At 71.7% G+C, this 14,081-nt stretch carries 10 protein-coding genes; 6 read left to right on the top strand and 4 right to left on the bottom strand.

Translation table 11 applies throughout. The features are described from left to right. Positions 1-6: 6 nt before the first annotated feature. The 4 genes from K7G60_RS01015 (at position 7) to pulA (ending at position 9,913) form a co-directional block, all read left to right on the top strand. Positions 7-1,680, top strand: a complete 1,674-nt coding sequence (locus K7G60_RS01015; protein WP_225798823.1) for a glycoside hydrolase family 13 protein — start codon at positions 7-9, stop codon at positions 1,678-1,680. Continuing rightward, complete coding sequence (locus tag K7G60_RS01010; protein ID WP_225798822.1) at positions 1,668-2,747, top strand: LacI family DNA-binding transcriptional regulator; 1,080 nt, start codon at positions 1,668-1,670, stop codon at positions 2,745-2,747. Before K7G60_RS01015 ends, K7G60_RS01010 begins: the two co-directional genes overlap by 13 nt. A 122-nt stretch (positions 2,748-2,869) precedes the next feature. Further along, positions 2,870-4,555: a carbohydrate-binding module family 20 domain-containing protein gene (locus tag K7G60_RS01005; protein ID WP_225798821.1), complete on the top strand. Its 1,686-nt coding sequence runs from the start codon at positions 2,870-2,872 to the stop codon at positions 4,553-4,555. A gap of 69 nt (positions 4,556-4,624) precedes the next feature. Beyond that, positions 4,625-9,913, top strand: coding sequence for a pullulanase-type alpha-1,6-glucosidase (gene pulA / locus K7G60_RS01000; RefSeq protein WP_225798820.1), 5,289 nt, complete (start codon positions 4,625-4,627; stop codon positions 9,911-9,913). Here the strand turns inward: pulA and K7G60_RS00995 are convergent. Continuing rightward, entirely contained in the window at positions 9,900-10,418 is a 519-nt protein-coding gene (locus K7G60_RS00995; RefSeq protein ID WP_225798819.1) for a GNAT family N-acetyltransferase, read from the bottom strand. The genes pulA and K7G60_RS00995 overlap by 14 nt on opposite strands. A 53-nt stretch (positions 10,419-10,471) precedes the next feature. On the opposite strand from K7G60_RS00995, the gene K7G60_RS00990 reads away from it, so the two are divergent. Next, on the top strand, positions 10,472-10,804 hold the full coding sequence (locus K7G60_RS00990; RefSeq protein ID WP_225798818.1) for a 5-carboxymethyl-2-hydroxymuconate Delta-isomerase: 333 nt from the start codon (positions 10,472-10,474) through the stop codon (positions 10,802-10,804). Here K7G60_RS00990 and K7G60_RS00985 read toward each other — a convergent pair. Then, on the bottom strand, positions 10,789-11,502 hold the full coding sequence (locus K7G60_RS00985; protein ID WP_225798817.1) for a TetR/AcrR family transcriptional regulator: 714 nt from the start codon (positions 11,500-11,502) through the stop codon (positions 10,789-10,791). The two genes, K7G60_RS00990 and K7G60_RS00985, sit on opposite strands and share 16 nt — an antisense overlap. Positions 11,503-11,539: 37 nt before the next feature. On the opposite strand from K7G60_RS00985, the gene K7G60_RS00980 reads away from it, so the two are divergent. Continuing rightward, positions 11,540-12,031 (top strand): hypothetical protein, encoded by a 492-nt coding sequence (locus K7G60_RS00980; protein ID WP_225798816.1) that lies wholly within the window; start codon positions 11,540-11,542, stop codon positions 12,029-12,031. 3 nt (positions 12,032-12,034) lie between these two features. Here K7G60_RS00980 and K7G60_RS00975 read toward each other — a convergent pair whose 3' ends face one another. Both K7G60_RS00975 and K7G60_RS00970 read right to left on the bottom strand, forming a co-directional pair. Then, complete coding sequence (locus K7G60_RS00975; protein WP_225798815.1) at positions 12,035-13,087, bottom strand: PDR/VanB family oxidoreductase; 1,053 nt, start codon at positions 13,085-13,087, stop codon at positions 12,035-12,037. After that, on the bottom strand, positions 13,087-13,971 hold the full coding sequence (locus tag K7G60_RS00970) for a metal-dependent hydrolase (protein WP_225798814.1): 885 nt from the start codon (positions 13,969-13,971) through the stop codon (positions 13,087-13,089). Before K7G60_RS00970 ends, K7G60_RS00975 begins: the two co-directional genes overlap by 1 nt. Between the last annotated feature and the right edge of the window lie 110 nt (positions 13,972-14,081).

Here is a 14,081-nt window from a genome sequence, read left to right as displayed (position 1 = left end):
GAAGACATGACCCAGCATCTCGCCACCCCGGCCGACGCCCCCACCACCGGCACGCACACGGGCTGGTGGAGAGAGGCCGTGATCTACCAGGTCTACCCGCGCTCCTTCGCCGACGGGAACGGCGACGGCATGGGTGACCTGGAGGGCGTCCGCAGCCGGCTGCCGTACCTCAAGGAGCTCGGCGTCGACGCCGTCTGGCTCTCCCCGTTCTACGCCTCGCCGCAGGCCGACGCCGGCTACGACGTCGCCGACTACCGGGCCATCGACCCCATGTTCGGCTCGCTCCTCGACGCCGACGCGCTGATCCGCGAGGCCCACGAACTGGGCCTGCGCATCATCGTCGACCTGGTCCCCAACCACTCCTCCGACCAGCACGAATGGTTCCAGCGCGCCCTGCGCGAGGGCCCCGGCTCGGTGCTCCGCGAGCGCTACCACTTCCGCCCCGGCAAGGGCGAGAACGGTGAACTCCCGCCCAACGACTGGGAGTCCATCTTCGGCGGCCCCGCCTGGACCCGTACGGAGAACCCGGACGGCACCCCCGGCGAGTGGTACCTCCACCTCTTCGCCCCGGAGCAGCCCGACTTCAACTGGGAGCACCCCGCCGTCCGCGACGAGTTCCGCTCCATCCTGCGCTTCTGGCTCGACATGGGCGTCGACGGCTTCCGCGTCGACGTCGCCCACGGCCTGGTCAAGGCGGCGGGACTGCCCGACATCGGCGCCCACGACCAGCTGAAACTGCTCGGCAACGACGTCATGCCCTTCTTCGACCAGGACGGCGTCCACGAGATCTACCGCTCCTGGCGGCAGATCCTCGCCGAGTACGACGGAGAGCGCATCCTCGTCGCCGAGGCCTGGACCCCGACCGTCGACCGCACCGCGAACTACGTGCGCCCCGACGAGATGCACCAGGCCTTCAACTTCCAGTACCTGGGCACCCACTGGGACGCCGCCGAGCTCCGCGCCGTCATCGACGCCTCGCTCGACGCGATGCGCCCGGTCGGCGCCCCCACCACCTGGGTGCTGTCCAACCACGACGTCACCCGGCACGCCACCCGCTTCGCCAACCCGGCGGGCCTCGGCACCCAGCTCCGCGAGGCCGGCGACCGCGAGCTCGGCCTGCGCCGCGCCCGCGCCGCGACCCTGCTCATGCTGGCCCTCCCCGGCTCCGCCTACGTCTACCAGGGCGAGGAGCTCGGTCTGCCGGACGTCACCGACCTGCCCGACGAGGTCCGGCAGGACCCGTCGTTCTGGCGGGCCAGCGGCCAGGACGGCTTCCGCGACGGCTGCCGGGTGCCGATCCCGTGGACCGTCGAGGGCTCCTCGTACGGCTTCGGCGACGGCGGTTCCTGGCTGCCGCAGCCCGCGACCTGGAGCGCCCTGAGCGTCGAGGCGCAGACCGGCGACCCCGGCTCCACCCTGGAGCTGTACCGCAGCGCGCTCGCCGTCCGGCGCGAGCGCCCCGAACTCGGTGCGGGCGATTCCGTCGAGTGGCTGGAGGCACCCGAGGGTGTGCTCTCCTTCCGCCGCGGCGGATTCGTCTGCACCGCCAACACCACCGGCCGGGCCATCACCGTCCCGCTGCCCGGCCGGTATCTCCTCTCCAGCGGGGAGGTGGAGGGCTCCGCCGCGGAGGGGACGGTGGAGCTGCCCGCCGACACCACCGTCTGGTGGACGGCGTGACGATCCCCCTGCCGCGGGGCGCCGGGAACGGCGCCCCGCGGCTCGCGGACATCGCGGCCCAGTCCGGGGTCAGCGAGGCCACCGTCAGCCGTGTCCTCAACGGCAAGGCGGGGGTGGCCGGCGCGACCCGGCACAAGGTCCTCGCGGCGCTCGACGTGCTCGGCTACGAGCGTCCCGTACGCCTCAAACGCCGCAGCGCGGGCCTCGTCGGGCTCGTCGTGCCCGAGCTGACCAACCCGATCTTCCCGGCCTTCGCCCAGGTCGTCGAACAGGTCCTCGCCGGGCACGGCTACACCCCGGTCCTCTGCACCCAGATGCCCGGCGGCGCCACCGAGGACGAGCTCGTCGACCAGCTCGTCGAGCGAGGGGTGGCCGGCATCGTCTTCCTCTCCGGACTGCACGCCGACGCCAGCGCCGACCCGGCGCGCTACGCCCGGCTGACCGAGCGCGGCGTCCCGTACGTCCTCATCAACGGCTACAACGAGCACATCGACGCCAACTTCGTCTCCCCGGACGACCGGGCCGCGGCCAGGATGGCCGTCCGGCACCTGGTCGAGCTGGGCCACGAGCGGATCGGCCTCGCCATCGGCCCCACCCGGTACGTGCCCTCGCGCCGCAAGGCCGAGGGCTTCGCCGCCGAGCTGTACGACCTCCTCGGCGTCGAACGGGCGGAGGCCGAACGGTTCATCAGGCCCACGCTCTTCGGCGTCGAGGGAGGGCACGCGGCCGCCGAGATCCTGCTCCGCGAGGGCTGCACGGGCATCGTCTGCGCCTCCGACCTGATGGCGCTCGGCGTGATCCGCGCGGTCCGCGCCCGCGGCCTCGACGTGCCCGGCGACGTCTCCGTCGTCGGCTTCGACGACTCGCCGCTCATCGCCTTCACCAGCCCGCCGCTCTCCACCGTGCGCCAGCCCGTGCAGGCCATGGCGACGGCGGCCGTCGGCGCGCTCCTGGAGGAGATCGAGGGGAATCCGGTGCAGCGCACGGAGTTCGTCTTCCAGCCGGAGCTGGTGGTGCGCGGTTCCACCGCGCAGCCGCCCGGTCGGCTGCCGCAAGTCCTTTCGTAACAAGTTACGTGGAGGTGTCCGGAGGGTTGACCGGGCGCCGGGGCACTCATACGGTCACGGCTGAAAACAGTTGCTGACATTTTCGGCAACTTCTTGCGACATCGGAGTCAGCAGGAGGAAACATGGCCAGGAAGACCGTGGCCGCTGCACTCGCCCTCGTGGCGGGAGCCGCTGTGGCCGTCACGGGCAACGCCCCGGCACAGGCCGCCCCGCCCGGCGAGAAGGACGTCACCGCGGTGATGTTCGAATGGAACTTCGCCTCGGTGGCCAAGGCCTGCACCGACCAGCTCGGCCCCGCCGGTTACGGCTACGTGCAGGTCTCCCCGCCCCAGGAGCGCATCCAGGGCCCCCAGTGGTGGACCGCCTACCAGCCGGTCAGCTACAAGATCGCCGGCCCGCTCGGCGACCGTGCCGCCTTCAAGAGCATGGTCGACACCTGCCACGCCGCCGGTGTGAAGGTCGTCGCGGACAGCGTGATCAACCACATGGCGAACGCCTCGGGCACGGGAACGGGCGGGACCTCGTTCTCCAAGTACGACTACCCGGGCCTCTACTCCGGCGCGGACATGGACGACTGCCGCTCCGCCATCTCCAACTACCAGGACCGCGCCAACGTCCAGAACTGCGAACTGGTCCAGCTTCCCGACCTCGACACCGGCGAGGACTACGTCCGCGGCCGGATAGCCGGCTACATGAACGACCTGCTGTCGCTCGGCGTCGACGGCTTCCGCGTCGACGCCGCCAAGCACATGCCGGCCGCCGACCTCGCGAACATCAAGTCCCGGCTGACGAATCCTTCCGTCTACTGGAAGCAGGAGGCCATCCACGGCGCCGGCGAGGCCGTCTCCCCGAGCGAGTACCTCGGCAACGGCGACGTCCAGGAGTTCCGCTACGCCCGCGACCTCAAGAGGGTCCTGCAGAACGAGAAGCTCGCCTACCTCAAGAACTTCGGCGAGGGCTGGGGCTACATGCCCTCCGGCCAGTCCGGCGTCTTCGTCGACAACCACGACACCGAGCGCGGCGGCGACAGCCTCAACTACAAGGACGGCGCGAACTACACCCTCGCCTCCGTCTTCATGCTCGCCTGGCCCTACGGCTCCCCGGACGTCCACTCCGGCTACGAGTGGACCGACAAGGACGCCGGCGCCCCCAACAACCACCAGGTGAGCGCCTGCTACAGCAACGGCTGGAAGTGCCAGCACGCCTGGCGCGAGATCTCCTCCATGGTGGCCTTCCGCAACACCGCCCGCGGGCAGGCCGTCACGAACTGGTGGGACAACGGCAACAACGCGATCGCGTTCGGCCGCGGCTCCAAGGCGTACGTGGCGATCAACCACGAGTCCTCCGCACTGAGCAGGACCTTCCAGACCTCCCTGCCCGCCGGCACCTACTGCGACGTGCAGTCCAACACCGCCGTCACGGTGAACTCCTCCGGTCAGTTCACGGCCACCCTCGCCGCGAACACCGCCCTCGCCCTGCACACCGGGGCCATGAGCTGCGGCACCCAGCCGGTCACCGCGGGCGCCTCCTTCAACGTGAACGCCACCACGGTCACCGGCCAGAACGTCTACGTCACCGGAAACCGCCCCGAGCTCGGCAACTGGGCCCCCGCCTCCGCCCTCAAGCTCGACCCGGCCGCGTACCCCGTCTGGAAGCTGACGGTGTCCCTGCCCGCCGGAACGGCCTTCGAGTACAAGTACATCCGCAAGGACGCGGCCGGGAACGTCACCTGGGAGTCCGGCGCCAACCGCACCGCGACCGTCCCCGCCTCGGGCCAGATCGTCCTGAACGACACCTTCCGCAACTGAGCCTCCCCCCCCGCAAGGGCCGTCCCGCCGGGGCGGCCCTCTCTTCCCGTACCTCCAGGGAGCACCCCCGTGATACGCAAGAGAACGGCGGTCGCGACGGCCGCCGCGCTGTGCGCCGCCCTCGTGCCCGCCGTCCCCGCGACGGCCGCGTCCCGGCCCCCCGCCCCGCCCTCCGACCAGGCCCTCGCGGCCCAGCCGGCCCGCCAGGACCTCACCCGCGAACAGTTCTACTTCGTCCTGCCGGACCGCTTCGCCAACGGCGACGCCTCCAACGACCGGGGCGGTCTCACCGGCAGCCGCACGGAGACCGGCTTCGACCCCGCCGACAAGGGCTTCTACCAGGGCGGCGACCTCAAGGGCCTGACCGAGCGGCTCGACTACATCAAGGGCCTCGGCACCACCGCGATCTGGATGGCGCCGATCTTCAAGAACCGGCCCGTCCAGGGCACCGGCAAGGACGCCTCCGCCGGCTACCACGGGTACTGGATCACCGACTTCACCCAGGTCGACCCGCACTTCGGGACCAACGAGGACCTGGAGAAGCTGATCGCCGCCGCCCACGCCAAGGGCATGAAGGTCTTCTTCGACGTCATCACCAACCACACCGCCGACACCGTCGACTACGCCGAGAAGAAGTACGGCTACCGCCCCAAGGGCGCCTACCCGTACCTCGACGAGGACGGCCGCCCCTTCGACGACCGGACCGCGATCGGGAAGGTGGACGCGGACTCCTTCCCGTACACGCCGACGACGACCGGCGGCAAGGTCCCCTCCTGGCTGAACGACCCCACGATGTACCACAACCGGGGCGACTCCACCTGGGCCGGGGAGTCCGCCGAGTACGGCGACTTCGTCGGCCTGGACGACCTGTGGACCGAGCGTCCCGAGGTCGTCGAGGGCATGAAGAGGATCTACGAGAAGTGGGTCCGCGACTTCAAGATCGACGGGTTCCGCATCGACACCGTCAAGCACGTGGACCTGGACTTCTGGACGCAGTGGGCCACCGCCCTCGACGCGTACGCCAAGAAGCAGGGCCGCGAGGACTTCTTCATGTTCGGCGAGGTGTACTCCGCAGACACCGCCGTCACCTCCCCGTACGTCACCCGGGGCCGGCTCGACGCCACCCTCGACTTCCCCTTCCAGGACGCCGCCCGCGCCTTCGCCTCCCAGGGCGCCGGTGCCGACCGCCTCGCCAGGGTCTTCGCCGAGGACTACCGGTACACCACCGACAAGGCCAACGCCTACGAGCAGGTGACCTTCCTCGGCAACCACGACATGGGCCGCATCGGCGCCTTCCTGAAGCAGGACAACCCGAACGCCTCCGACGGGGAACTCCTCCGCCGCGACCGCCTCGCCAACGAGCTGATGTTCCTCTCCCGGGGCAACCCGGTCGTCTACTACGGCGACGAGCAGGGCTTCACCGGCCCCGGCGGCGACAAGGACGCCCGCCAGACCCTCTTCGCCTCGAAGGCCGCCGACTACCTCGACGACGACCAGCTCGGCACCGACCGCACCCACGCCTCCGACGCGTACGACACCACCCACCCGCTGTACCGCTCCATCGCCGCGCTCTCGAAGCTCACCCGGGAGAACCCGGCCCTCCGCGACGGCGTCCAGCAGGAACGGTACGCCGAGGGCTCCGTCTACGCCTTCACCCGCACCGACCCGAAGACGCGGACCGAGTACCTGGTCGCCGCCAACGGCGCCACCGAGGCGAAGACCGTCACCGTCCCCGTCGACTCCGCCGGCTTCCGCACCCTGTACGGGGGTCAGGATGCCGTGGCGGCGCGGGACGGGAAGGTCACCGTCACCGTCCCGGCCCTCTCCTCCCTGGTCCTCAAGGCCGACGCCCCGCTGCCCGCCCCGGCGACGAAGCCCACCGTGACGCTGAAGGCCCCGGCCGCCGGCTCCACCGGCACCGTCGAGCTCTCCGCCGACGTCACCGGCGGCGGCCTCAACCGGGTCGTCTTCGCCGCCCAGGTCGGCGACGGCCGCTGGCAGACCCTCGGCACCGCCGACCACGCCCCCTACAAGGTCACCCAGCACGTCACCGCCCCCACCGGCACCGCCCTGCGCTACAAGGCCGTCGTCGTCGACGGCGCCGGCCGCACCGCGAGCGCCCTCGCCGCCACCACCGCCGGCGCGCCCCCGGCCCCGGAGAAGCCGGTCGCCGTCGAACGGGCCCACGCCGTCGTGCACTACAAGCGCGAGGACGGCGCCTACGACGGCTGGAAGCTGAAGGCCGCCGGCCAGGAAGCCGCCTTCACCGGACGGGACGCCTTCGGCGCCTTCGCCTGGGTCAAGGTCCCCGAGGGCGCCTCCACCGTCACCTACACCGTGGAGAAGGACGGCACCGCCGACGGGCCGCAGCGCAGCATCAACCTCGGCCGCACCGGCGAGGTCTGGATCACGCAGGGCACCGACGGCCAGTCCGACACGAACCCGGCCCCCGCCGCCCCCGACAAGACCAAGGCCGTCATCCACTACCAGCGGACCGACGGGAACTACGACGGGTGGGGCCTCCACACCTGGACCGGCGCCGCCCAGCCCACCGACTGGTCCAAGCCCCTCATGCCCGTCCGCACCGACGCCTACGGCGCGGTCTACGAGGTCCCGCTCACCGAGGGCGCGAGCTCCCTCTCGTACATCCTCCACAAGGGCGACGAGAAGGACCTGCCCACCGACCAGTCCCTCGACCTCGCCACCTACGGCCACGAGGTCTGGCTCCTCTCCGGACAGTCCAAGTACCTCCTCCCGACCACCGGCGGCGCCCCGAACCTCGACCTCGGCAAGGCCGAGGCCCAGTGGATCGACCGGAACACCGTCGTCTGGAAGGTGAAGGCCACCGACGCCACCAGCCAGCAGCTGGTGTACGCCGAGGACGGCGGGATCACCGTCACCGACGGCGCCCTGAACACCGAGGGCCGGTGGCTCCGCCTCAACCCGGGAAGCCTCACCGACGCCCAGAAGGCGAAGCACCCCCACCTCAAGGACTACCCGGCCTTCACCGTCGACCCGCGCGACGCCGACCGCGTGCGGGACTCCCTGCGCGGCCAGCTCGTCGCCACCCAGCGCGCCGCCAACGGCGCCCTCCTCGCCGCCACCGGCGTCCAGACCGCCGGCGTCCTCGACGACCTGTACGCGGCGAAGGCCACGAAGGCGGACCTCGGCCCGGTCTTCCGCGCCGGCCGGCCCACCCTCTCCCTCTGGGCCCCCACCGCACGGTCCGTCTCCCTCGAACTCGACGGGAAGACCCTGCCCATGCGACGTGACCCCGCCTCCGGCGTCTGGTCCGTCACCGGCCCCCGCGGCTGGGCGGGCAAGCCCTACCGGTACGTCGTGAAGGTCTGGGCCCCGAGCGTCCGGAAGGTCGTCGAGAACCGGGTCACCGACCCCTACTCCACCGCCCTCACCACCGACTCCGCCCGCAGCCTCGTCGTCGACCTCGCCGACCCGAAGCTCGCCCCCACCGGCTGGAAGACCCTGAAGAAGCCCGCCGCCGTGCCGCTGCGGGACGCCCAGATCCAGGAGCTCCACATCCGGGACTTCTCGATCGCCGACCCCACGGCGAAGACCGGCCACCAGGGCACCTACCTCGCCTTCACCGACAAGGACAGCAAGGGCTCGCGACACCTCAAGGCGCTCGCCGCCTCCGGCACCTCCTACGTCCACCTGCTCCCGGCCTTCGACATCGGCACCGTCCCCGAGGAGAAGTCCGCGCAGACCACCCCCGCCTGCGACCTGAAGGTCTACGCCCCCGACTCCGAGGAGCAGCAGGCCTGCGTCGCCGCCGCGGCGGCCAAGGACGCCTACAACTGGGGCTACGACCCCCTGCACTACACCGTCCCCGAGGGCTCCTACTCCACCGATCCGAACGGCACCCGCCGCACCGTCGAGTTCCGGCAGATGGTCCAGGCCCTCAACGGCGACGGACTGCGCACCGTCATGGACGTCGTCTACAACCACACCGTCGCCGCCGGACAGTCCGACAAGTCCGTCCTCGACAAGATCGTCCCCGGCTACTACCAGCGCCTCCAGGCCGACGGCTCCGTCGCCACCTCCACCTGCTGCGCCAACACGGCGCCCGAGAACGCCATGATGGGCAAGCTCGTCGTCGACTCGGTCGTCACCTGGGCCAAGGAGTACAAGGTCGACGGCTTCCGCTTCGACCTCATGGGCCACCACCCGAAGACCAACATCCTCGCCGTGCGGAAGGCGCTGGACGCGCTGACCGTCGAGAAGGACGGCGTCGACGGCAAGACGATCGTCCTCTACGGCGAGGGCTGGAACTTCGGCGAGGTCGCCGACGACGCCCGCTTCGTCCAGGCCACCCAGAAGAACATGGCCGGCACCGGCATCGCCACCTTCTCCGACCGGGCCCGCGACGCCGTGCGCGGCGGCGGCCCCTTCGACGAGGACCCCGGCGTCCAGGGCTTCGCCTCCGGCCTCTACACCGACCCCAACACCTCCTCCGCCAACGGCACCCCCGAACAGCAGAAGGCACGCCTCCTGCACTACCAGGACCTCATCAAGGTCGGCCTGACCGGCAACCTCGCCGACTTCACCTTCACCGACACCTCCGGGCGCACGGTCAAGGGCTCCGAGGTCGACTACAACGGCGCCCCCGCCGGATACGCCGCCGCCCCCGGCGACGCCCTCGCCTACGCCGACGCCCACGACAACGAGTCCCTGTACGACGCGCTCGCCTTCAAGCTGCCCGCCGGCACCTCCCCGGCCGACCGCGCCCGCATGCAGGTCCTCGCCATGGCGACGGCCACCCTCTCGCAGGGCCCGGCCCTCTCCCAGGCCGGCTCGGACCTGCTGCGCTCCAAGTCCCTGGACCGCAACTCCTTCGACAGCGGCGACTGGTTCAACGCCATCCACTGGGACTGCCGCGACGGCAACGGCTTCGGCCGCGGCCTGCCGCCGGCCGCCGACAACAAGGCCAAGTGGTCCTACGGCAGGCCGCTGTTGGTGAACCCGGCCCTGACGGTCGGCTGCGAGCAGATCGACGGCACCTCCGCCGCCTACCGGGACCTGCAGAGGATCCGCACCACCGAGCCGGAGTTCTCCCTGGCCACGGCGGACCGCGTCCAGCAGGCCCTGTCCTTCCCGCTCTCCGGCCGCGACGAGACCCCCGGCGTCATCACCATGCGCCTCGGCGACCTGGTGGTCGTCCTCAACGCGACCCCGAGCGGCACCTCGCAGAAGGTCGCCGACCTGGCCGGGAAGGGCTACCGCCTGCACCCGGTCCAGGCCGCGGGCGCCGACCCCGTGGTGAAGTCCGCCGCCTACGAGCAGGCCTCGGGCACCTTCACGGTCCCGGCGCGGACGGTCGCAGTCTTCAAGGCCGGGTGAGCGGTCGCTCCATCAGGGTGACCCCGTACCGGGTCCCGTCGGCGGCGAGCTTCCCCGGCTCCTCGCCGACGACCCGGTAGCCCGCGGCTTCGTAGTACGTACGGAGCCGCGGGTTGCTCGACACGCAGTCGAGCCGCGCGACCGTCCGTCCGCGGGCCGCGATCCGCCCCTCGGCGTGCGCGAGCAGCGCCCGCCCCGTACCGGCGGGCGCGGCCTCCCGGTCGGACATGAGCCGGTGGACGTACCCGGCGACCGGGGGCTGCGGGCCCCAGGCCTGCTCGTCCTCCCACCACAGCTCGTACGCGCCGACCGCCCGCCCCTCGTGCGACGCGAGCCACACCTCGCCCCCGGCGAGCCGCTCCCGGAAGTGCTCGGCGTCCTTCCCGCCCGGCTTCCACTGGTCGATTCCGTTCCGCACCATCCAGTGCGCCGCCCCGTCGAACAACCCCACCAGAAGGTCGAGATCGCGTTCGTCCGCCTGCCGGAAGGTCACTTGTGCGCTCATGGCCCTCACCGTAAAGGTGTGGCCAGCCATCCGTCTCACCGGGAGTGACCCCCATGCCACAGATCACCGTCGACTACTCCGCGCCCCTCGACCGGCGCGGCTTCGCGCTCGCCCTGCACCCGCTCGTCGTGGAGACGGTCGACACGACGCCCGACGCCTGCAAGACCCGGTTCCGGGAGGTCGAGGAGCTGGTGGTCGGCGACGGAGCCACCGACGACGTCATCGTCCACGTCGAGATCGCCCTGCTGTCCGGCCGTACGGACGAGGTGAAGGCACGGCTCTCGGAGGCCGTCCTCGACCTGCTGCCCGCGTACCTCAAGGCCGGCGAGGGAGTCAGGCTCTCCGTCGAGGTCCGCGACCTCGAAGCGTCCTACCGCAAGCGCTGATCGGGCACGCGGGGCGCGAGCGCCGAGAGCCTGGCCACGAGGTCCCCGAAGGGACCGTCGGCCGGCTCGTCCGCGAGGATCCGGACGAGGATCTCCGCCATCTCCGTGTCGTACGCGGCGCTCACCGCCGCCAGCGCGGCGAAGTCGTGCACCAGCTGGAGCTCCAGCTCCGCGCGCGGGACCCGGCGGCCGTCCAGCCACAGCAGAGCCGTCGACTCGGCGAGCGACACCCAGGAGCGGACGACCAGTTCGAGCCGGGCGGAGGGCTCCTCGACCGCCAGATGGGCCAGGATCTGCTCGTACGCTGCCTGCCGGACCTCGTCGATCATCGCGTTCGTCGTGGACGAGCCGACCGCGGGACCGCCGCGCATCAGCGCCGCGAACCCCGGCCCGTGCTCGTCCACGAAGTCGAAGAACCGGCCCATCACCCGCAGCAGCCGCGCCCCGAGCGGTCCCTGCGGCGGCTCCACGAAGCGGGCCGCCAGCTCGTCCGCCGCCCGCCGCAGCGCCGCCTCGTAGAGGCTCTGCTTGCCGGGGAAGTAGTGGTAGACCAGCGGCCGCGAGATGCCCGCGGCCGCGGCGATCTCGTCGATGGAGACCTCGTCGGGAGAGCGGTGGCCGAAGAGTTCGAGGGCCACCCCGATCAGCTGCTGCTTGCGCTCCTCGACGCCCATCCTGCGGCGCACCCCGGTCGTCATACGAACAGCCTAACGGTGTCCGTTACGCTCCTGCTTCATGAGCGCTTCCGACCAGGACACCCCGACGGCCGATGCCCCGGAGACCGAAGGGCCCGAGGAGGCCCGAAAGCCCGAGGAGGCCGAGAAGCCCGAGGAGGCCGGAGAGGGCCGGCAGGCCGAAGGGACCCGGGAGGCCGAAGAGGGCCGGGGAGACACCGAGTCCCCCGAAGTCCACGAGGACTCCGAGGAATCGGACGGGTCCGCGCAGGCCACCGGGGAAGCCGCGCGCGGCGAGGGGCTCACCCCGAAGCAGGCGCGGCGGCTGCGCGTCGCCGCCGCGTCCGTGCTCCTGGTCGCCCTGGCCGTGGTGCTCGTCATCCGGCTCGCGAGCCGCACGTCCGTCCTGGTCGTCGGCGTGTACGGGCTCGCCATGATCCTCTGCGGGATCGTGATCGAACTCTCCCGCAACGGTCGCACCCGCCTCGGCACCTGGCTCCTGGCGGGCGGCCTCCTCACCGCGCTGGCCCTCGACTGGCTGGTCCTGCCGTAGGCGTCACAGGTCCAGGACGAGCCGCTTCCCCGCGCAGCGCGAGACGCAGATCAGCATCGAGTCGTCCCGCTCGGCGTCGGTGAGCAGCTCGTCCCGGTGGTCGATCTCGCCCTCCAGGACGCGCTGTCGGCAGGTCCCGCAGAAGCCCTGCCGGCAGGAGTACGTGATGCCGGGCAGCTCCTCGCGGACCGCCGACAGGAGCGACTGGTCGGCCGCCACCGTCAACGTGCGCCCGGAGCGGCGCAGTTCGACCTCGAAGGCGGTGCCGCCGGTCGGCGCGGCCGCCGTGAAGCGCTCCAGGCGCGGCGCCCGGCCCTCCGGCATCGCCGCGCCCACCGCGTCCGCCAGACCGTCGGGCCCGCAGCAGTAGACGGCCGTCCCGTCCGGCAGGTGCGCGAGGAACTCCAGCTCGGGGAAGCCGGATTCGTCCTCGGCGACGACGGTCACGCGGTCGCCGCCCAGCGCCTCGATCTCCGCCAGGTACGGCATGGTGGCCCGGCTTCGCCCGCAGTACACGAGCCGCCAGTCCGCCCCGGCCGCCTCGGCGGCCCGGAGCATCGGCAGGACGGGGGTGATGCCGATGCCGCCGGCGACGAAGACGTACGCGGGGGAGTCGACCAGCGGGAAGCGGTTGCGGGGGCCCCGGATCTCGATCTCCACGCCCTCGTGGAGCTGCTCGTGCACCTCGCGCGAGCCGCCCCGGCCGTCCTCGACGAGCCGGGTGGCCACCGTGTACGCCGACGGGTCGCCGGGGTCGCCGCAGAGCGAGTACTGCCGGACGAGCCCGGAGGGCAGGACGAGGTCGACGTGGGCGCCGGGCTGCCAGGCGGGCAGTCCGGCGCCCTCCAGGCGGAGTTCGACGACGCCTTCGGCGGGCGCGGTGCGTCCGGTGACCCGGACCTTGCGCGGGACGGTGCTGCCCCGGCCGTAACCGGAGACGGGTACGTCGAGGGCGGGCATCGGCCAGAGCGGAGCGGTGCTCATCCGGCTGCGGACGGCACGGCGGACGAGCAGCGCGGCCCCGGCGACGAGGGCGACGGTGGTGAACCGGGGCATCAGCGGCCTCCGTTCGCACCGGGGGAGGAGGCCAGGTAGGCCATGGCCTGCGCGGTGTCGCCCTCCTGGGAGGGGTGGTAGGAGCGGCTGAGGTAGCGGGGTATCGAGCGCAGCATGGCCGGCGTGGAGGGCAGTACGCCCTGCCGGCCCTTGCGGACGAAGTCCGCGAAGGAGACCTTCGGGTCGAGCAGGCTGGGGTCGTTCTCCATGAAGAAGCGGATGCCCCGCTGCCAGAGGAAGACCAGCGCGGAGAAGGCGAGCGCCCAGGTGCGGGCGCGGCGCCGGTAGCCGCCGTCGAGGTGCATGAAGAGCTCGAAGGCGACCGCGCGGTGCTCGACCTCCTCCGCCCCGTGCCAGCGCAGCAGGTCCAGCATGGTCGGGTCGGCGCCGACCCGGTCGAGCGCGTCGGCGTTGAGGACCCAGTCGCCGAGGAAGGCGGTGTAGTGCTCGATGGCCGCGATCAGCGCGACCCGTTCCATCAGCCACCAGCGGCGCGGCCGGCCGGGCGGCAGGGTGCGGTCGCCGAGGAGCTTCTCGAAGAACCAGTCGACCTGCGCGGTGTACGGGGTGGGGTCGAGGCCCAGCTTCCGCAGGTGGGGGAGGACGTCGTCGTGGGCCTGGGAGTGGATGGCCTCCTGGCCGATGAAGCCGATGACGTCCTCGCGCAGCCGGTCGTCGGTGATGTGCGGCAGCGCCTGCTTGTAGACGTGGACGAACCAGCGCTCGCCGGCCGGCAGCAGCAGGTGCAGCACGTTGATCGTGTGCGTGGTGAAGGGGTCGCCCGGTACCCAGTGGAGCGGTGTCTCCTCCCAGTCGAAGGAGACCTTGCGGGCCTTGAGCTCGACGTGCTCCGACGCCACCGGTGCAGGCTGCGTATTAGACATGATGTCAATGTACTGAGGGGTAGGGCGCGGCAACAGGCCCGTGCGCCGTCTTTTCGCTCCTGTTAACTCCGGTCACCGCGGGGCGGCCGCTGTCCAGGTCGCCGAGGGAC

The sequence above is a fragment of the Streptomyces sp. NK15101 genome (assembly GCF_020400725.1).
In the GTDB taxonomy this organism is placed as follows: Bacteria; Actinomycetota; Actinomycetes; order Streptomycetales; family Streptomycetaceae; genus Streptomyces.
This window is presented reverse-complemented; position numbering and strand designations above follow the sequence as displayed.

Excerpts from the sequence above, each read along its gene's own strand:
- K7G60_RS01015 (WP_225798823.1), top strand. The coding sequence starts at position 7 with ATGACCCAGCATCTCGCCACCCCGGCCGACGCCCCCACCACCGGCACG.
- K7G60_RS01005 (WP_225798821.1), top strand. The coding sequence starts at position 2,870 with ATGGCCAGGAAGACCGTGGCCGCTGCACTCGCCCTCGTGGCGGGAGCC.
- K7G60_RS00995 (WP_225798819.1), bottom strand. The coding sequence starts at position 10,418 with ATGAGCGCACAAGTGACCTTCCGGCAGGCGGACGAACGCGATCTCGAC.
- K7G60_RS00990 (WP_225798818.1), top strand. The coding sequence starts at position 10,472 with ATGCCACAGATCACCGTCGACTACTCCGCGCCCCTCGACCGGCGCGGC.
- K7G60_RS00985 (WP_225798817.1), bottom strand. The coding sequence starts at position 11,502 with ATGACGACCGGGGTGCGCCGCAGGATGGGCGTCGAGGAGCGCAAGCAG.
- K7G60_RS00980 (WP_225798816.1), top strand. The coding sequence starts at position 11,540 with ATGAGCGCTTCCGACCAGGACACCCCGACGGCCGATGCCCCGGAGACC.
- K7G60_RS00975 (WP_225798815.1), bottom strand. The coding sequence starts at position 13,087 with ATGCCCCGGTTCACCACCGTCGCCCTCGTCGCCGGGGCCGCGCTGCTC.
- K7G60_RS00970 (WP_225798814.1), bottom strand. The coding sequence starts at position 13,971 with ATGTCTAATACGCAGCCTGCACCGGTGGCGTCGGAGCACGTCGAGCTC.